The sequence below is a fragment of the Nostoc mirabile CHAB5784 genome, from assembly GCF_020829645.1.
Classification (GTDB): Bacteria; Cyanobacteriota; Cyanobacteriia; order Cyanobacteriales; family Nostocaceae; genus Nostoc; species Nostoc mirabile.
The window spans coordinates 1-23,651 of sequence record NZ_JAIVFS010000002.1 but is presented as its reverse complement, the minus strand read 5'-3'; the positions used below and the strand labels follow the sequence as shown (position 1 = coordinate 23,651).

24 protein-coding genes are annotated in these 23,651 nt (G+C 42.1%); 16 read left to right on the top strand and 8 right to left on the bottom strand.

All coding sequences use genetic code 11. From position 1 onward, the window contains the following. Positions 1–164 precede the first annotated feature (164 nt). Positions 165–1,406 (top strand): S-layer homology domain-containing protein, encoded by a 1,242-nt coding sequence (locus tag LC653_RS01955; RefSeq protein WP_229492349.1) that lies wholly within the window; start codon positions 165–167, stop codon positions 1,404–1,406. Between the two features lie 272 nt (positions 1,407–1,678). Here LC653_RS01955 and LC653_RS01950 read toward each other — a convergent pair whose 3' ends face one another. After that, positions 1,679–3,031 carry a GAF domain-containing sensor histidine kinase gene (locus LC653_RS01950; RefSeq protein WP_229492348.1) on the bottom strand — a complete coding sequence of 451 codons (1,353 nt, stop codon included), beginning with the start codon at positions 3,029–3,031 and terminating at the stop codon, positions 1,679–1,681. Positions 3,032–3,316: 285 nt separating this feature from the next. Between LC653_RS01950 and LC653_RS01945 the strand changes: the two genes are divergently transcribed. Continuing rightward, complete coding sequence (locus LC653_RS01945) at positions 3,317–3,634, top strand: DUF3155 domain-containing protein (protein WP_041566316.1); 318 nt, start codon at positions 3,317–3,319, stop codon at positions 3,632–3,634. A gap of 451 nt (positions 3,635–4,085) precedes the next feature. On the opposite strand, the gene LC653_RS01940 is transcribed toward LC653_RS01945, so the two are convergent. Both LC653_RS01940 and LC653_RS01935 read right to left on the bottom strand, forming a co-directional pair. Beyond that, positions 4,086–4,616, bottom strand: a complete 531-nt coding sequence (locus LC653_RS01940; protein WP_229492347.1) for a cofactor assembly of complex C subunit B — start codon at positions 4,614–4,616, stop codon at positions 4,086–4,088. 52 nt (positions 4,617–4,668) lie between these two features. After that, positions 4,669–5,016, bottom strand: a complete 348-nt coding sequence (locus LC653_RS01935; protein WP_229484307.1) for a PadR family transcriptional regulator — start codon at positions 5,014–5,016, stop codon at positions 4,669–4,671. 800 nt (positions 5,017–5,816) lie between these two features. Between LC653_RS01935 and LC653_RS01930 the strand changes: the two genes are divergently transcribed. The 5 genes from LC653_RS01930 to rpsN all read left to right on the top strand — a co-directional run bounded on the left by LC653_RS01930 (position 5,817) and on the right by rpsN (position 10,449). Continuing rightward, positions 5,817–6,395 (top strand): DUF3611 family protein, encoded by a 579-nt coding sequence (locus LC653_RS01930; RefSeq protein ID WP_229492346.1) that lies wholly within the window; start codon positions 5,817–5,819, stop codon positions 6,393–6,395. Between the two features lie 165 nt (positions 6,396–6,560). Continuing rightward, positions 6,561–7,841: a serine--tRNA ligase gene (gene serS / locus LC653_RS01925; protein WP_229492345.1), complete on the top strand. Its 1,281-nt coding sequence runs from the start codon at positions 6,561–6,563 to the stop codon at positions 7,839–7,841. A gap of 433 nt (positions 7,842–8,274) precedes the next feature. Then, entirely contained in the window at positions 8,275–9,375 is a 1,101-nt protein-coding gene (gene rseP, locus LC653_RS01920; protein ID WP_229492344.1) for an RIP metalloprotease RseP, read from the top strand. A gap of 23 nt (positions 9,376–9,398) precedes the next feature. After that, positions 9,399–10,070, top strand: coding sequence for an endonuclease III (nth, locus tag LC653_RS01915; RefSeq protein ID WP_229492343.1), 672 nt, complete (start codon positions 9,399–9,401; stop codon positions 10,068–10,070). Between the two features lie 76 nt (positions 10,071–10,146). Further along, positions 10,147–10,449, top strand: a complete 303-nt coding sequence (rpsN, locus tag LC653_RS01910; protein ID WP_229492342.1) for a 30S ribosomal protein S14 — start codon at positions 10,147–10,149, stop codon at positions 10,447–10,449. Between the two features lie 77 nt (positions 10,450–10,526). Here the strand turns inward: rpsN and LC653_RS01905 are convergent, their stop codons facing one another. Then, positions 10,527–10,856, bottom strand: a complete 330-nt coding sequence (locus LC653_RS01905) for a DUF8822 family protein (RefSeq protein WP_012410384.1) — start codon at positions 10,854–10,856, stop codon at positions 10,527–10,529. Positions 10,857–10,963: 107 nt separating this feature from the next. Here LC653_RS01905 and aat point away from each other — a divergent pair, with 107 nt between their 5' ends. The 4 genes from aat to LC653_RS01890 all read left to right on the top strand — a co-directional run bounded on the left by aat (position 10,964) and on the right by LC653_RS01890 (position 13,457). After that, positions 10,964–11,539: a leucyl/phenylalanyl-tRNA--protein transferase gene (gene aat / locus LC653_RS01900; protein WP_229492341.1), complete on the top strand. Its 576-nt coding sequence runs from the start codon at positions 10,964–10,966 to the stop codon at positions 11,537–11,539. Positions 11,540–11,585: 46 nt separating this feature from the next. Next, positions 11,586–12,542 (top strand): hypothetical protein, encoded by a 957-nt coding sequence (locus LC653_RS01895; RefSeq protein ID WP_229492340.1) that lies wholly within the window; start codon positions 11,586–11,588, stop codon positions 12,540–12,542. Between the two features lie 119 nt (positions 12,543–12,661). Next, a complete protein-coding gene (locus LC653_RS48255) occupies positions 12,662–13,054 on the top strand; it encodes a PIN domain-containing protein (RefSeq protein WP_504828423.1) in 393 nt (130 codons plus the stop codon). A 235-nt stretch (positions 13,055–13,289) separates the two neighbouring features. Then, positions 13,290–13,457, top strand: coding sequence for a hypothetical protein (locus LC653_RS01890; RefSeq protein ID WP_229492339.1), 168 nt, complete (start codon positions 13,290–13,292; stop codon positions 13,455–13,457). A 103-nt stretch (positions 13,458–13,560) separates the two neighbouring features. On the opposite strand, the gene LC653_RS01885 is transcribed toward LC653_RS01890, so the two are convergent. After that, positions 13,561–14,370, bottom strand: a complete 810-nt coding sequence (locus LC653_RS01885; RefSeq protein ID WP_229492338.1) for a DUF3598 family protein — start codon at positions 14,368–14,370, stop codon at positions 13,561–13,563. A 57-nt stretch (positions 14,371–14,427) separates the two neighbouring features. Beyond that, positions 14,428–15,330 carry a cell division protein FtsX gene (locus tag LC653_RS01880; RefSeq protein ID WP_229492337.1) on the bottom strand — a complete coding sequence of 301 codons (903 nt, stop codon included), beginning with the start codon at positions 15,328–15,330 and terminating at the stop codon, positions 14,428–14,430. Positions 15,331–15,871: 541 nt separating this feature from the next. Between LC653_RS01880 and LC653_RS01875 the strand changes: the two genes are divergently transcribed. From LC653_RS01875 to LC653_RS01865, 3 genes are all read left to right on the top strand, one after another. Further along, the gene (locus LC653_RS01875) at positions 15,872–16,159 is read left to right on the top strand and encodes a Mo-dependent nitrogenase C-terminal domain-containing protein (protein ID WP_229492336.1); all 288 of its coding nucleotides are present in this window, start codon (positions 15,872–15,874) and stop codon (positions 16,157–16,159) included. Positions 16,160–16,998: 839 nt separating this feature from the next. Continuing rightward, positions 16,999–17,562: a peptide deformylase gene (gene def, locus LC653_RS01870; protein ID WP_229492335.1), complete on the top strand. Its 564-nt coding sequence runs from the start codon at positions 16,999–17,001 to the stop codon at positions 17,560–17,562. Between the two features lie 14 nt (positions 17,563–17,576). Then, complete coding sequence (locus LC653_RS01865; protein WP_100899691.1) at positions 17,577–17,780, top strand: hypothetical protein; 204 nt, start codon at positions 17,577–17,579, stop codon at positions 17,778–17,780. Between the two features lie 63 nt (positions 17,781–17,843). Here the strand turns inward: LC653_RS01865 and LC653_RS01860 are convergent, their stop codons facing one another. Continuing rightward, positions 17,844–21,431 carry a WD40 domain-containing protein gene (locus LC653_RS01860; protein ID WP_229492334.1) on the bottom strand — a complete coding sequence of 1,196 codons (3,588 nt, stop codon included), beginning with the start codon at positions 21,429–21,431 and terminating at the stop codon, positions 17,844–17,846. Between the two features lie 183 nt (positions 21,432–21,614). On the opposite strand from LC653_RS01860, the gene LC653_RS01855 reads away from it, so the two are divergent. Both LC653_RS01855 and LC653_RS01850 read left to right on the top strand, forming a co-directional pair. Then, the gene (locus LC653_RS01855) at positions 21,615–21,836 is read left to right on the top strand and encodes a hypothetical protein (RefSeq protein WP_229492333.1); all 222 of its coding nucleotides are present in this window, start codon (positions 21,615–21,617) and stop codon (positions 21,834–21,836) included. A gap of 110 nt (positions 21,837–21,946) precedes the next feature. Next, positions 21,947–22,759 carry a PD-(D/E)XK nuclease family protein gene (locus LC653_RS01850; protein ID WP_229492332.1) on the top strand — a complete coding sequence of 271 codons (813 nt, stop codon included), beginning with the start codon at positions 21,947–21,949 and terminating at the stop codon, positions 22,757–22,759. A 21-nt stretch (positions 22,760–22,780) separates the two neighbouring features. On the opposite strand, the gene LC653_RS01845 is transcribed toward LC653_RS01850, so the two are convergent. Continuing rightward, entirely contained in the window at positions 22,781–23,188 is a 408-nt protein-coding gene (locus LC653_RS01845; protein ID WP_229492331.1) for a hypothetical protein, read from the bottom strand. Between the last annotated feature and the right edge of the window lie 463 nt (positions 23,189–23,651).

The window sequence follows — 23,651 nt, the reverse complement described above, 5'->3', positions numbered from 1 at the left end:
CTAGCTCTGTTGGCAGGTATTTTCTGATTTTTACTATCTGATTATATTGTATGTCGGAAGTAATGGTTTTTACAAAAAGCAGAAATAATTGGGAACCTAATATTTCAGCAAAGGTCTAATTAATTAACAGTAAAAAAAACTAATTGTACCGGGATTAAAAATTAATGTTTACTTTAAATCGTTTGCAATCTGGAACAGCTGCACTCATGGCTTTAAGCGTCACAGTCGGTACTGTAGCGCCTTTCATTACAGCTTCACCATCTTTTGCTCAAACTACTTTTTCTGATGTTTCATCTAACTATTGGGCAGCACAATTTATTCAACAATTGTCAGGGCGAGATGTAATTGCCGGATTTCCTGATGGTACTTTCCGCCCTGAAGAAGCGGTGACACGCGCTCAATTTGCCGCTATGGTCAACAAAGCTTTCCAAAAACCAGCGCAACGTCCGTCAATCAATTTTGTTGATGTGCCCAGCAACTATTGGGCATCCAGTGCCATTGGGCAAGCTTATAGCATTGGTTTCTTATCTGGTTATCCTGGAAATCGTTTTGAGCCTAACCAAGCTATTCCCCGCCAGCAGGTTTTGGTTTCCCTCGCCAACGGTCTGGAATATAGTCCTAGCGGCAATACCGAAAGCACTCTGCAATACTTCAACGATGCTTCTAACATCGCTAGCTATGCCCGTAGCCCGATCGCAGCAGCAACAGAGAAGCAAATTGTGGTGAACTATCCTAATGTGAAGTTCCTGAATCCAACTGCAACCGCCACTCGCGCCCAGGTAGCAGCTTTTATTTACCAAGCTTTGGTTAGTTCTAATCAAGCCTCAGCAATTAACTCGCCTTATGTCGTGGCTGTCGGGTCTACTACCCCAACACCTATAGCTGTGACAATTCCTCAAGGGACTGCTATCCCTGTGAAGTATGACAAGGCAGAAAAAATTCTGGTTACAAAGGATGAAACAGCGCCTTTGACATTGACAGTATCCCAAAACGTGGTTACGCAAGAAGGTGCTGTAGTGATTCCGGCTGGTAGTCAGGTGATTGGTCAACTCAAACCTGCTACAGGTGGTTCTCAATTCGTTGCCGAGAGACTAGTTTTAACTACAGGTCAAGAGTATCAGCTTAACGCTAGCTCTGAAGTGATTACCAAAACTGAAACCGTCAACAAAGGTACTAGTACTGGTTCAATTATCAAGAATACTGTATTGGGCGCAGGTGCAGCAGCTGCGGTATCTGCCGTCACAGGCGATCGCGCCATTGCCACAGAAGAAGTCTTGGGTGGTGCTGGTATCGGTGCATTGGTTGGTTTGTTCTTCGGTAAAAATAGTGTTGATTTAATTGCTATTGACCCAGACACCGATTTACAAATGACAATCAATCAAAACTTGTTGGTTTCACTAAGATAGTCATTGGTCATTGGTTATTAGTATTTACACAGGGCTATTTCGTTCTAGACATAAACCGCCCAGAACTAAAGTTCCGCGGCTCATAGCCCAAGTCCACGCTTAGTGGACTAAAAGCCTTTATTAGTCGTTTTTAGACGAATGAGTGCTATTAGCCTCAGAATTTATTCTGAGGCGGGCTAGATGAGAATGAAATAGCACTGGTATTTACAAAAGACAAATGACTAACTCTCAACTTCAGTTATTAGCCATTAGTCTTTACAAATGACAAATGACTAATTCTCAACTTCCGGCAACCAAATAATAAATGTAGTCCCCGGCGCATCGGGTGAAGTTAGCTTAGAGTTGATTGCAGGGCTGAAAACCTCGATTTCGCCCTGCATTTGCTCTATTAATTGTTTAGCGATCGCTAACCCTAAACCAGTGCCGGGGATTTCTGTTTGCGCTTGTACACCCCGATAATGCCGTTCTCCAAGATGTTCTAAATCCTGGGGGGGAATGCCAGGCCCGTTGTCACTAATGACAATTCCCTGAAAATTAGCCTTTTCTTGCCCCGCCTGAATCAAAATTTTGCCCCCAGTGGGAGTGTATTTCAAAGCATTATCAATAATATTAGTTAACACCTCTCGTAATGCTTTGACGTTGGCACGTACTAGGGGTGAATTTTGTTGAATTTCAGTTATTAGTTTTAGCTTTCGCTCTTGTGCGATCGCTGTGGCTGATATTAATAATGGTTCTAATATATCTGCTAACGAGCAGTCTACTGCTTTATCTCCCGTTCCCGGCAATAATAACGGCGGTTTAGCGTCTTTTTGGATAGTTGCTTCTACAAATACTTCTTCAGGGAGATGTAGTGGTGCTAAATCTGCCTCTGTCAAATCAATTACTTGATCAAATTGTTGCAGCAATTCTTGGAGGCGATCGCTTTCCCGCACAATACTATTTGCCACATTTCGGTTGGAGTCTGCTGGTCTGAGCCTTTTCAATAGCAGTTTACCAAAAGTCCGTAATGCCGTTAAAGGGTTACGAAACTGATGCAACAGGTTATCCAGCAAATCTCGCTGTTTTTCTTGGAGAATTTGTTGCTCATGCAACTGCTGCTCAAACCATGCTCGCCGTTGATCTAAAATACAAGCGATCGCCAGTGTTTGCGCTATCCGTTGAATCTGACTTTCCTCATGTTCATTCCATGCCCGGTCTTCCCTACCCGTCACTAGTAACCCCATCATCACACCCTCATAAACCAGAGGTAAAACAATTTGGTTGCCACTAAATAAATATTCCTTTTTTAGATGGGGTTGAGACGCATCTGGTATCTCAGACTCCGGTGACGAGGTTGGAGATTCTGATCCTGCTGTCAATAACCTTCTCTGATGATTGGGTAATATAAACACATTTCCAACTTGAAGTTGCTTGTGTACTGTCGCTTCAGCAATTTCTTCCCCTGCTGGTAATAATGCTGTTTCCGGGTAGATTACCACAGGAATCAGTTTGGCCTCACCCGAAGGAGTCTCTACCAATTCTTGTGTCAGGTACACAATACTTAAAGTTGCTCCCAGCCCTTGGGTTAGCAGCGCTATTTGCTCTCGACATAGAGCAAGAAAATCGGAACTGGCAGACATTAACATTTTTTAGCTTTTGCTCAATATTACAGATTTTGAGGCATGATTAAGAGAAGATACTTAGTTTTTACCTCACCCATTTAATAAAGCTTAACTAAAATCTTCTACATGAAAGGTTTGTACCAAGGGATTATATCCTTAGGTTATTTTGTTTTCTCTATCTCCAAAGATATTAATTTTATTAAATTAAAAGGTTAAAAACTATTGATCTTTTGAACTAGAACCTATATAATGACGACTGATTTTGTAGCTATCACTACAATCTATAGCTTGAAAGAGGAGGACAATAGATTGGCAAGGAGACGCAAAAGGAAAAGTCGTCGTCGTCAGGAAGGACGGCGAATTTTGGAACATGTGCCTCAATATAGCATCGAAAGTGGCGAAGAAAAACCTGTGACAGCAGCGAGAAGATTTATTCAAGCTGAAGGTATTTTGCCACCTGCGTTGCTACTCGTAAAGCGAAATGAACACACCACAGACCGTTATTTCTGGGCAGAAAAGGGACTCTTTGGTGCTCAATACGTAGAGGAAAACCATTTCTTGTTTCCTAGCTTGAGGGTGTTAGAACCTTCGCCAGGTCAAGAACCTCTTGCTTTAGCTAGTCGGTGAACTATAAACAGTCATCTTAGGCATTGAATGTGGCTCCTGACTATTATTGAACTGGCAAAATTGCTAAGTTTATGCAAAATTTAATTTTTTTTTAGTTTGGAGCTGATTTGCTTTTTAAGGCTAGTCCAGGTAGTTGGAAAATTAACTTGTCTCAAACCACGCTAGATTGCATGGGTTGATGCTAGTGTCATGATGCAGAAGGAAATGGGTATAGAGCCAAGCGCCTCCAAAAGCGCTAGTGAAGTTGCACTCTTGTGCCGTAAATTGTTAACCAAGCTCTGTCAACGAATTTAAGTTAATGAATTTAAATTTTTCCCTGCGACACAAGTCGTGGGGAAAATTGACAAAGCAGAAGTCTCGATTTCCTCCTTCCTACTTTCTATTTCATAAAGAGTAGGTCAGGTCATAAGTCTGCATATCATAGTTAATAGATCGTCATAAAAACCAACAATTATTCACCAGCCTTGAGCTGTAGATTCCTCTGTAACTCGCTGAGTTCATCTCGATGGGCAACTACAGTGATCTTACTTGAGGAGGTTAGTTCGTTCTTAGTTGTTTCTACTTTGAGCGACACCTTCTCAAGTCTTCCAGATTTTTTCCAATAAAATAGACCACTCAAGGGCGACAGCAGTACCATAGGCAGAACAAAGGTACTGAAGTTAGGAAAAAGCAAGTACACGACTAGTGATAGACAAACAATACCAGTCGCTGCCAGCAGAGTTAAAAATATAGCTAAGAACCAACTGGGGCGAACATTACCTTCAAAAGTCACTTTGTTTTGTTCTCGGTCTACCTCTGCTACTCGGTAAGACCGCGAGCGAAAATACTCTTTTAATTGAGACATTAAAGCAGCTTCGTCTTGCTCAGATACCAGTTGCGCTGTTTCTATGCGGTCTTTAGTCGAGGCACGAATAAAGAAAAACAGCCCAACTGATAACAACAAGGTTAGCAGGAACGTAGATAGCAAAATAGCAGTATCCATAACTAATTGTTATTGTTTGACTGGAGGAGACTTATTCATTATCAATTATTCGTTACTTTGTCCTCTTGTTGATGTAGTCAAGCCATTGAAAAGCTAAATCCTGCGCTTGAACTTGCCATTCTGGAGAAACTTGGTACATTCGCCTGGGGCGTCCTCGTCCTTCGAGTTTCTTCCAATATCCAGTGATTGCCCTTTCATCTTCCAGAAATTTGATTGCACTATAAAGTACGGTATCCGAAAGCCTATAGGTTGGATATTCAGTTTCTAATTGCTCAATCAACTCGGTTCCGTAGGATTCACCTTGTAACAAAACAGACAGTATGTAACAAACTGCTACTTCCTGACAAAGGTAAGTTGGCGGAGGATTTTCAAAGAATTGATATATATCCTCAAGTTTCATGGTTAGTGAATGGCTAAAAAAATGCCTTAGGGTAGGGTCTACAATCCTTGTAGTCAGTATACAGTGCTACTACTAAGTGAGTAATATATATAAAGCTACTTAGACTAGATATCCATTGCGTAAATACGAAATAACTACCCACGCCTGTGAAGTTGTGGGACGAGTTTGCGAGTTTTAGGGGCACAAAATAGTGTATCCCTACTCAAGCTCGATACGGGTGGTGAGGAGCGGACAGACAGTGCCAAATTCACTGTCTTGGTGTTAAGTGATGCCGAGCTAGTTAGAACTGCTTAAGCAATAAAATGCCATCGAAGAAATTTTACAGGTAAAATGCTATTTTGTCTGTAAAAGTTAATAAACACTTTGTTTTCCAGTGATTTTTCCAATGCGAATTCTGAAAGCTTACGCTAAGGGATATGTCTGGGTTAAAGCTGCTACGCCAGTGGAAACACTTAAGCAGTAACCATTACTGATTTTCTCAACAAGAGAATCTTTTGTCTCTTATGGCAAGTGTGATAGTAAATTTATCAAAGAAGACCCAAAGGTGGGGGGAAAGAAGACCTGACAATTCAGGTTATATGGAAAAGCTAACGATTAACCTAACCCCCTCTTCCCGACACTCTAAGGGGGAAAATTCAAAGTCTCTCTCCTTCTAGAAGAGAGAAATAGAAGTGAGGTTTTCCAGATACCGTGAAAATTCAGAAAGAAGACGGGGAAACGCTCTGACGCGGGTAAAGAACTCTCCGCGTCCCCTTGTCCTCGCGTCCCTTAATCAAGCGCCCAGCACATTGGTGATCAGTATGTCACAAACTCCCGATGCTCCATCATCTTCCTCAACTCTCCGGGCAATTGCCCAAACTTTTCGCCTTACAGGTTGGATTAGCTTCTGGATTCAGCTAGTACTAGGCGTTGTTTCTAGCATAATTGTGTTGCTGTTCGCCATCTTTAATCAAAGAACTGGCAGTCCTAGTAATAATCCTGGGACTGGCTTTGGCGTATTTTTAGCAGTTTGTGGACTGGTTATTTTGGGTGGGGGCATTTATTTAGCTTACCGTTACACTAGAATTGGCAAGCAATTGGAATCCTCCAATCCCAGCAACCGCCCTCGGAAAAGCGAGACTGTGCAAGTATTACGCTTAGGGCTGTGGGTGAATTTAGGGGGAACGCTGGTAACTCTTTTGGGGGCGCAAGCGATCGTCGGTACACTGGTAGCAAGATCCATATCCCCGCAAGCTATAACTACGCAATTTTTTGACCCCACCCGAATTATTAGCGGTCTAGATATGCTTGTGGTACAGGCAAACACCAACACTGTCTCAGCGCATTTTGCAGGGCTTATTGCATCACTTTGGTTGCTTAATCGCATTAACCGTCCTTAGAAAATCAGAGGAGTAATACCAAATTTTGGATTTTAAATTTTTCTAGCCGTAGCAAGATTGGCAGGGCAAAATTTTTATGTTTGCTTTTCTGGTCATGGCAAGCCAAAATCAGTATATGCTGATGTGTTGGCAGGTAGAGAATAGGCTAAAAACTGAGAAAAATCTGTGCTGGATATCAAGCAAATACGGGAAAATCCGCAATTAGTTCAAGAACGATTGAATAGTCGTAGTGGTAAATACGACATTGAACCGATATTACAGTTAGATCGGCAACAACGGGAACTTGAGGGAACGCGCAGTCAACTTCAAGCTCGTAGCAACGAAATTGGTAAAATTGTCGGGCAAAAGATTAAATCTGGGATAAATCCTCAAGACCCAGAAATTCAGGCTTTGCGGGATGAAGGTAACTCTGTCAAAGCTACGTTGAGCGAACTGGAACCCCAAGAAAAAGAACTCAAAGCTGAAATTGCCCAACTTGTGTTGGCACTTCCCAACTTACCAAGCGACTCTACACCCCTTGGTAAAAATGAGGAAGATAACGTAGAAGTGCGGCGTTGGGGTGATGAGTACATTCCCCAAAATCCGAATATTCTCCCTCACTGGGAAATTGGCGAAAAGCTAGGTATTCTCAATGTTGAACGAGCTGTGAAAGTTGCCCAAAGTCGCTTTGTGACTTTGATAGGCGCTGGTGCGGCATTAGAGAGGGCATTAATTCAATTTATGCTGTCTCTCCATACTCAAGCTGGTTATGTGGAAGTCAGTCCGCCTCTGTTAGTTAATACCGAGTCTTTGACAGCGACCGGTCAGTTGCCTAAGTTTGCTGAAGAAAGCTTTAAATGCGCTGATGATGACTTGTGGCTGATTCCTACGGCGGAAGTTCCAGTTACCAATCTTTATCGGGGTGAAATTCTCGCTGCTGAAAACTTGCCTATCTACCACTGTGCTTTTACTCCCTGTTTTCGCCGGGAAGCTGGTAGCTATGGGCGCGATATGCGCGGATTAATTCGCCTCCATCAGTTCAACAAGGTGGAAATGGTGAAGTTTGTCGAACCCGGTACGTCTTTTGATGAATTGGAGAAATTGGTAGGGAATGCAGAAGCAATTTTACAAGCGTTGAAGTTGCCTTACCGAGTAGTAAATTTAAGTACTGGAGATTTGGGATTTGCCTCTACCAAAACTTATGATTTAGAGGTTTGGTTGCCTTCTTCTGGCAAATACCGCGAAATTTCTAGCTGTTCCAATACTATAGATTTCCAGGCGCGACGGGCTGATATTCGCTTCAAAGAGGCGGGGAAGAAAGGTACCCAGTTCGTACATACCCTCAATGGTTCGGGTTTGGCTGTGGGACGGACTATGGCAGCAATTTTGGAGAATTATCAACAACCGGATGGGACAGTGAGGATACCAGAAGTATTGCAACCTTATTTTGGGCGTGGAGTTTTGTAATTTGTCATTAGTCATTAGTCCTTGTCTTTTACCAATGCCCAATGCCCAATTAGAATGGAGATAACTATAGCTTAATATCTTCACTAATTTACTCTATGTCAATGCATTAGATGTAGGTTGGGTGGAGCGGAGCGCAACCCAACACATATCAGGATGTTGGCAATGGCTTAGCCTCCACCCAACCTACAATTTTTTTTGCAACAATTTAGCCTCGTCACGCCACTACTAGCTTTAGATGTTAGAACCAGATACGAAAAATCGAACTATGACTAATGCCCCATGCCCAATACTTCGACTTACCTCGGCTTACTTCGACTACGCTCAGTACAAGTCGCTCGGCACAAGTCGCTCAGTACAAGTGCTCCATGCCCTATGCCCTATGCCCAATTAGAATGGAGATAACTATAGCTTAATATTTTCACTAATTTGCTCTATGTCAGTTTTAGCAGCGATCGCAGTTTTGGCTATTTTAATCTTGGTACACGAGTTGGGACATTTTGTTGCAGCACGTTCTCAAGGCATTCTCGTTAACCGCTTTTCTTTGGGTTTTGGCCCAGTTCTGTTAAAGTACCAAGGTTCACAAACCGAATATGCTGTCCGCGCCTTTCCCTTGGGCGGCTTTGTGGGCTTTCCCGATGATGACCCCGATAGCGATATTCCACCCAATGACCCGAATCTGCTGCGTAACCGTCCAGTTTTAGACAGGGCGATCGTCATCAGCGCTGGAGTGATCGCAAATTTAATATTTGCCTATTTAGTGTTGGTTCTGCAATTGGGTATCGTCGGCATTCCCAAAGAATTAAACTATAAAGCTGGTGTCACCGTACAGCCTATTAATCAAGAATCTGTTGCCTATCAAGCAGGAATTCGGGAAGGAGATATTATTCTGGCTGTTAACGGTCAAGAACTCCCGGCTTCTGATAAGTCAACTCCTTTGCTGACAAAAGAAATTCAAACTCATCCCAATCAGCAAATCGAACTGAAAATTCTGCGTGACAACCAACAACAATCCCTGAAATTAACGCCAAAACTGGGAGCCGATGGCAAAGGTGTAGTTGGTGTGGCACTTAGTCCAAATGCTACAGCAGTTTATCGCCGTCCTAATAGTCCTTTTGAAATTTTTGGCATTGCTGCTAACAGGTTTCAACAATTATTTGTTGGTACACTCAGTGGTTTTGGTCAGTTGATTACCAACTTTCAACAAACTGCTGGACAAGTTTCTGGGCCAGTTAATATTGTCAAAATCGGTGCAAAGTTAGCTGAGGACAATACCGTAAATTTGTTGTCTTTTGCGGCAATTATCAGCATTAACTTGGCTATTATCAATATTTTGCCTTTACCAGCTTTGGATGGCGGACAACTCGCCTTTTTGCTGATTGAAGGTTTACGCGGTAAGCCTGTACCTGCGCGGATTCAAGAAGGTGTAATGCAAACCGGTTTGGTGTTACTCTTAGGGTTAGGAATTTTTCTGATAGTCAAAGAAACCACTCAATTAACTAGCCAATTAGAGTGGGTACAAAAATTATTTCAGTGAAAATAAAGAGTGGGGAGTAGGGAGTGGGGAATAGGGAAAAGAAACTTTTACCTTTAAAGCAACGGGCGATAGAAATTTTAGCTCGGCTGAAGCGTCTTTATCCAGATGCTACTTGCTCTTTGAACTACTCAACGCCAGTACAATTGTTGGTGGCAACGATTCTCTCTGCTCAGTGTACTGATGAGCGGGTGAATAAGGTGACACCAGCTTTATTTGATCGGTTTCCTGATGCTGAGAGTTTAGCGATCGCTGACTTGGTAGAATTAGAAAACTTGGTGCGTTCAACAGGGTTTTATCGCAATAAAGCCAAGAACATTCAAGCCGCCTGTCGAATGATTGTTAGCGAATTTGACTCTGTTGTGCCAAACCAAATGGAGCAATTATTAAAGCTTCCAGGTGTGGCGCGGAAGACAGCAAATGTAGTCTTGGGTCATGGTTATGGCATTAATGTTGGGGTGACGGTAGATACTCACGTCAAGCGCCTCAGTGAACGTTTGGGTTTAACCCAAGCAAAAGACCCCGTTCGGATTGAGCAAGATTTAATGGGTTTATTGCCACAGCCTGATTGGGAAAATTGGTCAATTCGCCTGATTTATCACGGTCGTGCTATTTGTAAAGCACGCTCTCCCGTTTGCATTGCTTGTGAACTTGCCGATTTATGTCCTGCTGCTAATAAGCCAGTGGTTGTAAGGTAAGGGACACAAGTAACCCCAGAATTGATGGAGAGACTGTAGAATGGAAAACGGTGTCTTTAAATAAGTTAGAGAATATATGGCAAAAAAGAGCTTGATTGAGCGCGAGAAAAAGCGCACCAGGTTGATAGAAAAGTATGCTGACAAGCGGGAAGCTCTTCTGGAAGAGTTCAAAAGTGCAGCATCTCCCCTAGATAAGTTGGAAGTCCACCGGAAGATTCAACAGCTACCCCGGAATAGTGCGCCCACCCGCCACCGCAATCGTTGCTGGTTGACTGGTCGTTCTAGAGGTGTTTACCGCGATTTTGGGTTGTCTCGGAACGTGCTGAGAGAATGGGCGCATGAAGGTCTATTGCCTGGAGTTGTTAAGTCTAGTTGGTAGTTAAGAGTCATTAGTCATTAGTCATTAGTCATTGGTAAAGAACAAATGACAAAGGACAAATGACAAATGACAAAATATTATTGACCACAACACTTATCAATTCCTAGACTTTCTAAGAGTAGATCGCTGACGGCGTTAGCGATCGCAAACTCTCCGTAGAAGCTATTGGAAAAATCATACGACTGCATCTCTGTGACAATGGCAATTACCAGAGAACCAAGGTCGTTTTCTCCTTCCATCCGTTGACGCACAAAAATCTGTGCGGCTCGTTGGGCAATGTTTTGGTTGACTGCTTCGGGGATAAATTCTGTATCTAGCCACCGTTGTAAGCGTTCTCGTAACCATTCACCTTCGAGCAGAGGGTTTTCAGGCGGTGGTAGGGTAATGGGTGGAATTGGTTGAGTCATTTTTTTTATTTTAAACGCAGAGGGACGCAAAGGGAAACGCAGAGGAACGCTGAGGATGATTGATAGGATCGAATTGCGTTTCTAAGAGTGTTTTTTTATATTTATTTATGCAATATGATATCGCGGCTATTGTTGAGGGTTATGCACAAGGCTATTTTCTCATGGCTGATGATAGCGATCGCCTGAGTTGGTACGGAAGTTGCGATCGGACTTTTATTCCTTTGGATGAACGGTTTCGCTACCCTAAGTCTTTGCAGCGTGTCTTGAATCAAGAGCGTTTTAGTGTGGCTATTAATCGGGACTTTCAAGCTGTGGTGGCTGGGTGTGCTAACCGCGAAACAACTTGGATTTCACCGGAATTACAAAAGATTTATTGGCTACTTTACCAAAGTGGTTATGCTTTTAGTTTTGAAACTTGGCAGGGTGACGAATTAGCTGGGGGAATTTTAGGGATTGTTATTGGTGGGGCTTTTATTGGCGAGTCGATGTTTTACCAGATTCCTGAAGGCTCGAAGGTAGCGATGGTAAAGTTGGTGGAAAGATTGCGCCAGAGGAAATTTGTGTTTTTTGATGCCCAAATGATGAATCCACATTTGCAGAGGTTTGGGGCTTATCGGGTTGAGGATGAAGAATATCAAATGCTACTTAAGCAAGCGTTGGAACGTCCTTGTTCTTTGATATAAATGTGTAGTAGGAAAAACATTCCAATAGTCTATGTAGAGAGGTAATGTGGATAGCCTTATACAAAATATTCCCGTAATTATCGAAAAATCAGGAAATCCTTTTGGGATACTTGCGCTGATTGCACTCGTTTTTACGTTTGTTGCCTTCATATTTTTCAGGAATGCAGATCCAAGACAAAGAGAAAGAGTTTTCATTATCACAACTCTTTTCTTATTAACACTTATCGTTATTGCATTCATTGCTGGCATTGCCAAAGAACGAGATCCATTATTCGTAAATAACAGCACTTTAGGTGGTCATGTGACAATCGATGCAACCGCTGGATTACAAAATTCAGGAATTTATCTAGAGAAAGGTGAAAAGGTGCTTTTAGAATCCGAAGGACGTGTCCATCTTGCATCAGATCAAATTGTTAATTTTATAGACCAAGTAAGGTATTTCATAGTTCAAAATATGGATAGTGGAAAAGTTCCTAGCGAAGATAAGCAACGCTATGGATCTCCACCAGTCGAAAAGCGACTTAAGAACGATAAAGTCTTTCGTCGAAATTGGACTGGCCCAGATGGAGAAGATATTCAAAGTCCATTCCGTCTTGATCAGTGTAAACTTCGCAACGACTTGAACTGGGGTATGTTGTTGGCAGTAGTGCTTCCAGGGACAAAATCAAAAAAACCTGATCAATCTCTAGCAACAAAAGATCCAGTTAAAGTTTTAAATGAGTCCGGTTTAAAACTGAATGATTTAGAAGCTGTTACAAAGCTTAACCAGTCAACATTAACTGCGGTAAGAGACGGATGGTTGACATTTATTATTAATGATGCAATCATATCTCCACTTTCGGAAGTTGATGCTTCAAAAGAGTATTTTGCCGCTCTAGTCAAAGCTTCTGATAAGCTAGCTAGCAATGGTAGTGGTCTTTACAAAATACCTCAAGAATCAATTCCACTTATTTGGTACTCAGATAACGTCGGTGCATTTCGGATAACTGTAAAGCCTGCATGAGCATTGCAAGTCCGTGCGTCAAGCTACATAACAACGCATGACTTCGTATTTCTCTCTACGAGACGCCAAAGGCGAACGCGCTGTGCGTCACTACATACATATTTTTTCCTTCTCCATAAATAAATTTACTTGCTCTGTATCATGAGTCGGTTCCGGTCACCATTCCCGAAGCGGTATATTGTGAGCTTACCGATATCGATCCTCCCGTTCCTAAAACCTCTGAAGTTCAAACTGCTTCTTGGCTGGAAGTTCGACAAGTTGCAAGCCGTGAGATTGTTGAACGCCTTCGAGATAAGGTAAGATTAGACCCCAATACAGTTCAGTTAAGCATTTATTTCTTCTCTCAGTGCCGCGCCAGTTGCTTCAAGTCTCTTAACCGCAAGGGCGCACTGGCTTCTCTGCGCCTCTGTGGTAGCCTGCGGCAAGCCGATGCAGCGTCTACGTTAAAAAACTTGACTTTGCCAAAAGTTTTTAGCCTTAAGTTATATCTTGCACCTGCCTATCCCGCCTGAGAATAAATTCCCAGGCTAATAGCCCAAGTCCACTCAAGTGGACTAAAACCCTTACTTAGTCTTCAATAGATAGACTTTAGCTATAAGCCTCAGAATTCATTCTGAGGCGGTCGTGGGACTGGTGCAAGTTCTGAGTTAACCCAAGCGTATTGGATTAGACCCTGGAGAGTCTGAGGCATCGCCCTACCGCAAAAGGCAACAAAACAAAAAACTTTCCCGACCAGGTAAATTAAGCTTGTCAGACCAATTGTTGATGACGTTGGAAAAAAGAGAGAGTACCGTACCTACTTCCAAACAAGCAAATGCTCTCGCTCAACAAGCAAATGCTCTCGCTCAACAAGCAAATGCTCTCGCACTCTCAAATTCCTTAGAGTTGTCGGGAAATAAGACTAGAAATCTTTGAAATCTTATGCAGCTAGCGTTTTGGGAAATTTTAATTAAAATGGCTGTAAGCTATGTTTAGCAGTACTTTCAGATATCTTTATCGTTATTTCCCGACAAGTCTCTTATACCCTTTCTTCAGTAACTAATGTTAGATTAACCCATTCGCCTTTATCGTTATACCTGCGAATCATCCTCTGGCGCAGATTTGACTGGATTAACCAACCCGCTTCCAAGAATAAGGGTTGACGTAATTGCACCTTTAGAGAAGAAGTTGCAGAAGCGCCATCAGGTAACAATAATACTTGTACTTGCTTTTGGGGATCTTGGTCAAAGAGAACGATGGAACCTTTAATGGTAGCAGTTGAGGTAATTGTACGATCGCCAAAAGAGGTAGTTTGAATTAATCGCCCAGTATCATCAAGTTGTATTTTCAAAGTTGTAGAGTAAATATCAGGCGAACGCAAATCTCGATATATTGTTACTGCTTGGCCTTGCCATTGTCCCAACAAATCATTTATCTGCAAAGGTGGACGTTCTACTGCTGGGGTTGTGGCTAGATGTTCTCGAATTAGAACTAGTCTACTTAGATTACCAGTCTTATCAAACAGTTGCACCAGACGTAAGCGGTGATTTCCATGAACAAAAGCGAGTTCTGCACCGAATTCTGAAAATGGCCCTAGCTGAATTAAACCCTCAGAAAATGAACCATTTTCAAACAATAACAGACCCCCTCCCACAGACCTAAATTCTCTGATTACATCATCTCTTCCCGAACGGCTCAGAGTTAGTAGCACTGTCTGGTTATTGTTCAAACCTTCTAGAGAAAGACGGCTAGGAGTCTCGCTCAGAAGTGTACCTTCGGGAGAAAAGTTGGTAAATGAACCTTCCCATACACCGAGATTTTGCAGAAAACATTCCCATTGCGATTTCATAAGGTTTTGTCATTAGTCATTTGTCATTTGTCCTTTGCAATGGCCAATGATTAATGACTAACCTTTGGCAAAACGTCGGACAGCGAATAAGCTTCCCATTAATCCTACAGCTGCACCGAAACTCAAGAGAATCAGGGGCAAGAGTAAAATTTGGGCTGGAGTGAGTTGCACCCCGTTGGTGATAGCTTGAATAAACTCAGGTTGATTGGCTAGCAACTTACCGAGAAACTGTTGAATCACTGAAATGAAACTCCAAGCGATCGCACCACCAACCAAACCGAAGGTAATTCCTTGTAAAATAAATGGGAGGTAAATCCAAGCTCTGGTTGCTCCCACTAGTTGCATAATTTCAATTTCCTGGCGTCGCGCCATGACAATCAGCCGAATTGTGGTGGTAGTCACTGCGATCGCTGTTAAAGTCAAAATAATTGTAATTGTTAAAGTAATCCAGTTCAGACCTTGATGCAATTGGGCAATGCGTTTAACTGCTTCATCCACATACTGCACCGTCTCAACTCCCGGCAATTTAGCCAACTGTGTTGCTAAAGTTGGTACAACTTGAGAATTACGCGCTTTTACCTTCATCTCATCAACCAGAGGATTCTCACCTAGCTGCTGCGTAGCCCCCTCAATATTAGAAATTCTCATTTCCTTAACTAACTTAGTCCAAGCTTGCTCTTTGGTAATGCTTTGTATCGCCGCTACCTCTGGCATTTTTGCGATCAGTGGCTCAATAGTTTCGACTTGCGTATCCGGTTCGAGATAAACTGATACTTCTAGCTGGCTACCAAACTGGTAGAGGAGTTTTTCGACTTGCCAAGAGGTTTGCAAACTCAAGCCGAATAAAAACAGTAACACTGTTACAGTACTTACAGCTGCCCAATTCATCCAACCTCCCCGCAGTAAACCGAGAAAAGTTTCTTTGAGCAGATAGTCAAGTTTGGTAAGAGATTTAAACACACATCACCTCAATATTTGAATCAATACAGTTCAGTTAGCGCCAAAAACCATAAACTGCGTAGGTTGGGTGGAGGAACGAAACCCAACATTTTCGCGGGTTTGTTGGGTAACACTTAAGTTCCACCCAACCTACGATTATCCTTAACCCAAGCGTATTGATATTTGAATGAACTTAGCGCCTTGGCGTTAAGTTCAGCTTTTGCGTCTTTGCGTCAATAACACCACTATTTATAGTCAATAGTGCAAAGTTTGCCAATACATCAGCTTTTATAATTGCTTCCTGCTCCTTTCCTCCTGTACCCTCTTGCTGTCTCGACCATTTACCTTATCTTCGTGCCATTTACCATAGATACACTCACTGTCGCTCTTACAGTTATTGATAACAATTGGCTACCTGTTCTGGTTTCTAAGCAATTTTACTGTTTTTACAACTGACTTTAAAAAAGGGGAAAAATAGTTTGGTAATTTTACGATGTTTAGTATCTGAGGATAGTTGTAACTTTAAAGGAACAAACAAGATTGATTGAAGGAATTTTAAATTATGAACTTCTTAAATAAAGCCAACTTGGATAATAACTTATTAAGCCAGATCCGATATCAACTTGAGTCTATAGAAATACATGATTATCATCTAGCCAAACTCTTGTGCAAAGTAATTCCCTCCAATTGCCCTTTTGAAAGAACTGTTACAGTTTTCGGTCGGACTCTATTCCAGATTCCACCTTTGTGTAAAATTAATCCCCTCTATGAACAAATAGTTGGTCTTCGTTTTAAGTCTTTATTATATTTAGTCAATGAATGTGGTGAGGATGCGAGAAAATATTGTTAAACATGGGTTTTCATCAATAAAAAATAGATTGAAGAAGTCTTTTTACTAAGAAAAATTTTGTATAGGAATCCTAGTTGCAATCAGATGTGAGTCAGAAATGGGCTGTCAAACGACTTACAATCAATTTCACATTAGGTGAGCCTCAGAAGCTTGAAAAGTACTGTTTGATGACGTAACCCTAGATAAAATTATGACTCCAAGGATGGTGCAAGGTGACTTCACTAGAATTATTTTGGAGATTGGTACTAGGTCTAACTAAGATTGATATAGCGGTTCTCGTTTACGTGAGGTACACCTGTAGGGTATTGGTGTCAACAAAAGCTTAGAAACAGCTTAACTTTCGGCTTGACTCACCCGCCTAGAACTAAAGTTCTAGGCTAACAGCTAAAGTCTACTGAAGTAGACTAAAGATTTTTGGCTATATTTAGTTATCTTCTCTACGAGATGGACTCACGTTCGCTTAGAGCGAAACGGACGCTCGTTCCGACGCTCGTTCCGACGCTCGTTCCGACGCTCGTTCCTCGCTAACGCTGCGCTATCGCTAACGCTGCGCTATCGCTAACGCTGCGCTATCGCTAAGGGACTTCCAAGAAATAAATTACCCAAATAAACGAACCACAGAGACACAGAGAACACAGAGGAATGAGGAGGAGAGAGCTTTTTCGTTAATTTTTGAGTATTTTTTTATTTGGAAGTCCCTAACGCTACTGCTTCGCTAACGCTATCGAGCGTCGGGAACCTCCGCAAAACACTGGCTCCCCTATATGTATTTCAAAAATCAAATATGAGTCTTATAGAATTAAAGTAGTAGGAATTTTCACCATCTAGCCATAAAGACCATGCCTTCTGAAATTGCTGTAGAGAAAAAAAAGTTAAAAAATCCACCTTTGGAGCTTCATTATTTAGGCGATCGCGTCCTACGTCAAGCTGCAAAGCGAGTTGCGAAAGTTGATGACGAACTCCGCCAAGTGGTGTGCGAAATGTTGCAAACTATGTATAGCAAAGATGGCATTGGTTTGGCTGCACCCCAAGTGGGAATTCACAAACAACTAATTGTCATCGACCTGGAACCAGAGAACGCAGCTAATCCACCTTTGGTGCTGATTAACCCCACCATTAAACAAGTAAGCCGCGACATCTCCGTAGCCCAAGAAGGATGCTTGAGTATTCCCAACGTATATCTAGACGTAAAGCGCCCCGAAGTCGTAGAAATTGCCTACAAAGACGAATACGGTCGTCCCCGGACATTAAAAGCTAATGACCTCCTGGGACGCTGCATTCAGCACGAGATGGATCACCTTAACGGCGTGGTATTTGTAGACCGTGTGGAAAACTCCTTGACTTTAGTCCAGGAGCTATCTAAGAATGGCTTCTCGTATCAAGCGGTGAAACCAATAACATAGGTAGGGGGCTAGTAGTGTATTTAACTCCAAAAAGCGGTTTATTTCTGGGTGGTTCTTGTGTAAGTGCGATCGCGGCTGTCGGTTCGATTTTTGAACTCAGTTACGGACGACCAGATTTTGGTTTCACGACCACTGCGATTATCCTGGCATTGAGCATTCCACTCACAGGATTATTTTTCTTTGCCGCAGTGAAGGACGCAAGGGCTAACATGAAATAAGCATCAGGTACATAAAAAAGGTAAAAGGATGAAGTAAAAAGGCAAAGTTCATTCTTTTACCTTTTATTTTTGCTCTCCATCTTCCACTGCCCCTAAAGCTTTTAGCGTCACTAACTGCGCTGCCGTTAACCCTGTAACCCCGGTGATATTCATTTTTTCGTAAGGTCGTGGCGATCGCAGTGTTCTTAGGCAATCACCTGTCAATACATCCCAAAGCTTAATTGTCTCATCTTGGCTACCACAAATCAGGGTTTGACCATCAGGACTAAAGGCAACTGACCGCACCCAATTGGCCCCCTGCAAAGTTTTAATGCACTTGCCATGATGAACATCCCATAATTTTATCGTTTGGTCTTCACTGCCACTAGCTAAAGTCTTACCATCAGGACTAAAGGCAACTGACCAGACTCGATTTGTATGTTCTTGCAAAGTTGTCAAGCACTTACCATTATGAACATCCCATAACTTCACCGTTTGGTCATCACTGCCGCTAGCTAAAGTCTGACCATCTGGGCTGAAAGTAACTGACCTGATCCGATTGCTATGTCCCAGCAAAATTTTGACACATTCTCCCGTGTGGATATCCCATAACCTCACTTTTTGGTTTTCACTGCCACTAGCTAAAGTTTGACCATCGGGACTAAAGGCTACTGATCTTACCCAACTGGTATGCCCTTGCAAAGTTATCAGGCATTTTCCCCTATAGACATCCCATAATTTCACCGTTTGGTCGTCACTGCCGCTAGCTAAAATTTGACCATTAGGACTGAAGGCGACTGACCTAATTCGATTGGTATGTTCTTGTAACCTTTTGAGGCATTGTCCCGTCTGAAGATCCCATAATTTAATTGTTTGCTTTTCGCTGCCGCTAGCTAAAATTTGACCATCAGGACTGAAGGCAATTGACCGTACCCAACTATTATGCCCCTGCAAAATTCTGAGTAACTTATCGTTAGGGACATCCCATAATTTAACTGTTTGCTTTTCACTGCCACTAGCCAAAGTCTGACCATCGGGACTGAAGGCAACTGACCTTACCCGATTGCTATGCCGCCCCTTCAACACTTTCAAGCAGTAACCATTATGGACATCCCATAACCTCATTGCTTGGTTTTTACTACCACTAGCTAAAGTTTGACCATCGGGACTGAAAGCAACCGACCGTACCTGATCGGTATGTCCCAGAAAGGTTTTCAGGCACTTACCATTACAGACATCCCATAATTTCACCGTTTGGTCGTCACCACCACTAGCTAAGGTTTGACCATTGGGGCTGAAAGCAACTGACCATACCCGATTGGTATGTCCCTGCAAGGTTTTCAGGCACTTACCGTCATGAACATCCCATAACTTCACAGTTTGGTCGTCACTACCGCTAGCTAAAATTTGACCATCGGGACTAAAAGCAACTGACCTTACCCAATTGTTATGCCCCTGCAAGGTTATCAAGCACTCAGCATTGGGGACATCCCATAACTTCACTGTTTGCTTTTCACTGCCACTAGCTAAAGTTTGACCATCGGGACTGAAGGCAACTGACATAATTCGATTGGTATTCCCCTGCAAAGTTATCAGACATTTTCCAGTGTGGACATTCCATAACTTCACTGTTTGGTCTTCACTGCCACTAGCTAAAGTTTGACCATCGGGGCTAAAGGCAACCGATCTGACCCAATTGCTATGTTCCTGCAAGGTTTTCAGGCATTTACCGTCACGAACATCCCATAACTTCACTGTTTGGTCATCACTGCCACTAGCTAAAGTTTGACCATCGGGACTGAAGGCAACTGATTTTACCCAACTGCTATGACCAGTACAGGCAAAAAGTAGCTTTCCATCGTCAACTTGCCACAAGTAAGTCTTGCCATCAGCATCACCCGTAGCCAAAAGTTTTCCGTTCGGGCTAAATGCTACTGACGAGATACTAACTGATGTTTCTGCAAAAACAGACTTAGCTAAATCAGCATTGGTAAAATTTACCTGATGCAAATTCACACTTTGTAAATATGCTTGCCAAATAGTCAGATTAGAAAAGTCATAGCCGCTAAAATCAATTTGTAGTTGACAAAGAATATTTAACAGATTTCCACCTGCATATCCTGCTGTTTGGGGAATCTGTCGCAGGGACAATAAAATTTGATATAGATGATGTTCAATATTTTTAGCATATCTAAAAATAGTTGATAACCTACCTATAATTGGTTTAAGGATCAGGGTAATCTGAGTGTTTCTAATATAATCTTTTGCCGTAGCTTCCATTAAAACATGGCTGATAAATAGTTTAATATCACAAGTGGTAATTTCGTGACAAACCTGTTCAACTAGTCTGTCAGTCATGTATTCCATGACCACAGACTGGAGGGTGAAAAGTGCCGTTCTTTGTTCAATTAGCGATCGCCTCCGTAGAGATTCTAGCGCTTCTAGTATTTCCCTTTTAGGCAAGAGACGCACAATATCATTTAGCAATTCGTCTAGAGAAACTAACTCGCGCTTGATTGCTAGCCAATAGATTATTTCTTTTTCGATCTCTGACAAAGGCTCAAATTGCTGGTCTAGTAAATTCCGGGTGTCACCAAAAATTATCTCTCCTTTAGCCAGAAAGCCAGCGATATCACCACCAAACAACTCCCGAATTTGCTCAGAAACTAGCTTTAATGCCAAAGGATTGCCTGAATACTTCTCAACTAGCTTGGCCCATTCTTGTTGTGAGCCAAACAAGCCTTTATCTTGGAGAATTTTTTGCCCTTCTGTTTCTCCTAAGCCGAGTAACGATAATGTTCTGACTGGTGATGCTTCTCCCTCTAAAGGAGCAAATTCTTTTGGTTTTTCACGAGATGTCAGCACCAAGCAGCTTTGATGTGGTTCTTCCCCTATTCGTCTAAGTAGTTGACCATAATCTTCATATTCTTGTCTATATTGTCCGGCGCGATCGCCTCTTTGTAAAATTGTCTCTGTATTATCAAATACCACAAGACAACGACGCTCTCGTAAATAATTAATCAGCAGCGTTACTCTACCATTTACAGTTTCTGGTAACTCCGTTTCTCTCTCATCAGATAAAAACCGGATAATGTCTGCTAAGAGTTCTTTGATAGGTGGAGCATTGCGGAGACTTCGCCAAATCAAGGACTCAAAATTCTCCTGAACTTCCTTTGCCAGTTTCACAGATAAAGCAGTTTTCCCAATTCCCCCCATTCCCAATATTGCCACTAGTTGGCAGTTATCCTTGATGAGCCACTGTTGAAGTTGAGACAGTTCTGCAAAACGTCCAGAAAAAAAGCTCATACCAGGCGCTTGGCCCCAATCCTGGCGGTTATTAGCAGTCGTTACTTTATATTCTTCTATAGCTTGAGGTAGTAAGGGTTTGACTGGTTGGGATTTCTGTTTGCAAGTTCTTTCCAGTACAGCCTGAAGAGTATTTTTAGTAACTTTTTCCCCTAACACTTTGGAAAGAAGCTCCCATAGTTTGGGGGCAACATTTCGCATAATATGGTCAACACCACAGCGATAAGAGCAATTCTGGTGAATCTCTTTGTAACTTTTACCTTGCCAAGCTCCCCGGAATATGTCCCTTTGCAAATCATTCAGTCGTTTACTTTCCTTATCAGAAACCAAGCCATCTGCAAAAGTCAGAGCTTCTTCAACGTCCATGATTAGCAAAAGGTAAAAATTTACTTTCTAGTCTAAACTGAACTTTACTGAACTTCAGTTTTATTGATTTGACTAATAATCCTTGATTTCGCTGACTTGTGGGTTTTTGGCTTTGGCAATCAGAATGTGAGTATGGGTTAAGTTAACCCGCTATGAAGTTACAAAACAACATTAAGCCACAATATGCAAGACAAAGCAAAATCCCAAAAGCAAGACCCTAACCATAAAGTTTCTATGTTAGACCGGATCGTAGCTGCATTCGCAATCATAGCCTCGATCGCCCAAGTAATTGGGGCAGGTGTCCGAATCGCCGAGTACATTAACAACCAATCAGAATCGCAATCTGTGCATATAATCCAGAGAAACAGCCCAAAATTAACTCAGACAAAGCAATTCCATAGTTAGTTTACCACTCCTATCAAGCAATCAAGTAATCCCTCATAGCAACTTGATTGCTTTTCCTGGCTAACGGGCATCGTTTCTCTATCCAAAGCGATCGCTTCTAAAATAGAAGAATGCTGTCAACTCCCACTCAACTACTGCGACTGTCTCAAGGACAACTTAACTTACTAGAAGCTTGTCCGCGTAAATTCCAACATACTTACCTAGAACAACTAAATTCACCCTCAAATCCAGAACAAGAAGAACGACAAACTTTGGGTAGTCGCTTTCACTTGCTAATGCAGCAGCGAGAAATGGGTTTGCCAATTGATAGTTTCCTGCAAGCAGATGCTAAACTGCAAAGCTGGATGCTAGCTTTTGCTGATGCTGCCCCAGAAATTTTAACGCCTGCATCTGACAACCAAACTTTTCGTGAGAGTGAACACTACCGAACTCTGCAAGTTCAGGACTATTTGCTGACAGTTGTCTATGATTTATTGATTGCAGATAACCAACAAGCGCAAATTCTCGACTGGAAAACTTATCCTAAACCACCTAATAAACGCAAGTTAGAATCCAACTGGCAAACACGGCTTTATCTCTATGTATTGGCAGAAACTAGCGACTATTTGCCAGAAAATATTTCGATGACTTACTGGTTTGTCCAATCTGAGGGGAAACCGCAAAATATTAAGTTTAATTACAATACTGTTCAACATACACAAACAGCAAAGAAACTTAATCAACTATTAAGCCAGTTAACTAATTGGCTGGAAAATTACCAAAATAACCAGCAGTTTCCTCAAGTGGTGGAGGGTAGCAAAACCTGTGATTATTGTCAGTTTGCCAAACGGTGCCATCGCACACAAGTTACTGAAGAAGCAGTGAAAGATTCATTGCCCAATTTTGACAGCATTCAAGAAGTCTCACTAAACCCTATACTTTAGAGCAATACGCTTGGGTTAAGGCTAAAAAATAAAACTGGTGTAGCGCGTCGCACCTGTGTACTTGATCGCGGTGCGACAAAGTTTGAAGTACTCCAACACGACTTTGAAGTACCTCAAAACGACTTTGGAGTACCTCAAAACGACTTTGGAGTACCTCAAAACGACTTTGAAGTACCTCAAAACGACTTTGGAGTACCTCAAAACGACTTTGGAGTACCTCAAAACGACTTTGAAGTACCTCAAAACGACTTTGGAGTACCTCAAAACGACTTTGAAGTACCTCAAAACGACTTTGGAGTACCTCAAAACGACTTTGAAGTACCTCAAAACGACTTTGGAGTACCTCAACACGACTTTGAAGTACCTCAACACGACTTCGAGGTATAGGACTAGTATTTGATTTTTGAAATGCACGTAGTAGCGTGTCAAGGCTAAAATGTTGCAATAAATTAGCGCTAATTTATTGCAACATTTTAGCCTTGACACGCTAGTAGGTTGGGTGGAGCGGAGCGCAACCCAACATATATCAGGATGTTGGGTTACGCAAAGCCTCCACCCAACCTACAATTTTTTTGCAACATTTTAGATGTTGGGTTACGCAAAGCCTCCACCCAACCTACAATTTTTTTGCAATCATTAAAGCCTAGACAGTCCATTACAAGACTACCGAGATTTTTTCAGAAATCAAATATGATTCCTATATCTGTTTCTAAGATACTAAGGTTGGGGAGTCACTGCGCCCTTGCGGTTTCCCGACTTGTTCGCTTTTAACTGGAGTTTAGACTAAGCTATACAAAATGACCCAGCAGGGCTGAGTTAATCAGAGACTTAGCAAAAGTATGAATAATCTAAGGTATTAAACAGCAACAGATGCTTCTTTACGTGGTGGAGT

What these genes read in the sequence shown, in the direction of transcription:
- LC653_RS01885 (WP_229492338.1), bottom strand. Translation starts at nt 14,370, where the DNA reads ATGAAATCGCAATGGGAATGTTTTCTGCAAAATCTCGGTGTATGGGAA.
- rpsN (WP_229492342.1), top strand. Translation starts at nt 10,147, where the DNA reads ATGGCAAAAAAGAGCTTGATTGAGCGCGAGAAAAAGCGCACCAGGTTG.
- LC653_RS01935 (WP_229484307.1), bottom strand. Translation starts at nt 5,016, where the DNA reads ATGAAACTTGAGGATATATATCAATTCTTTGAAAATCCTCCGCCAACT.
- LC653_RS01860 (WP_229492334.1), bottom strand. Translation starts at nt 21,431, where the DNA reads ATGGACGTTGAAGAAGCTCTGACTTTTGCAGATGGCTTGGTTTCTGAT.
- def (WP_229492335.1), top strand. Translation starts at nt 16,999, where the DNA reads ATGCCTTCTGAAATTGCTGTAGAGAAAAAAAAGTTAAAAAATCCACCT.
- LC653_RS01940 (WP_229492347.1), bottom strand. Translation starts at nt 4,616, where the DNA reads ATGGATACTGCTATTTTGCTATCTACGTTCCTGCTAACCTTGTTGTTA.
- rseP (WP_229492344.1), top strand. Translation starts at nt 8,275, where the DNA reads ATGTCAGTTTTAGCAGCGATCGCAGTTTTGGCTATTTTAATCTTGGTA.
- LC653_RS01855 (WP_229492333.1), top strand. Translation starts at nt 21,615, where the DNA reads ATGCAAGACAAAGCAAAATCCCAAAAGCAAGACCCTAACCATAAAGTT.
- aat (WP_229492341.1), top strand. Translation starts at nt 10,964, where the DNA reads ATGCAATATGATATCGCGGCTATTGTTGAGGGTTATGCACAAGGCTAT.
- LC653_RS01850 (WP_229492332.1), top strand. Translation starts at nt 21,947, where the DNA reads ATGCTGTCAACTCCCACTCAACTACTGCGACTGTCTCAAGGACAACTT.
- LC653_RS01930 (WP_229492346.1), top strand. Translation starts at nt 5,817, where the DNA reads ATGTCACAAACTCCCGATGCTCCATCATCTTCCTCAACTCTCCGGGCA.
- LC653_RS01955 (WP_229492349.1), top strand. Translation starts at nt 165, where the DNA reads ATGTTTACTTTAAATCGTTTGCAATCTGGAACAGCTGCACTCATGGCT.
- LC653_RS01875 (WP_229492336.1), top strand. Translation starts at nt 15,872, where the DNA reads ATGAACTTCTTAAATAAAGCCAACTTGGATAATAACTTATTAAGCCAG.
- LC653_RS01905 (WP_012410384.1), bottom strand. Translation starts at nt 10,856, where the DNA reads ATGACTCAACCAATTCCACCCATTACCCTACCACCGCCTGAAAACCCT.
- LC653_RS01950 (WP_229492348.1), bottom strand. Translation starts at nt 3,031, where the DNA reads ATGTTAATGTCTGCCAGTTCCGATTTTCTTGCTCTATGTCGAGAGCAA.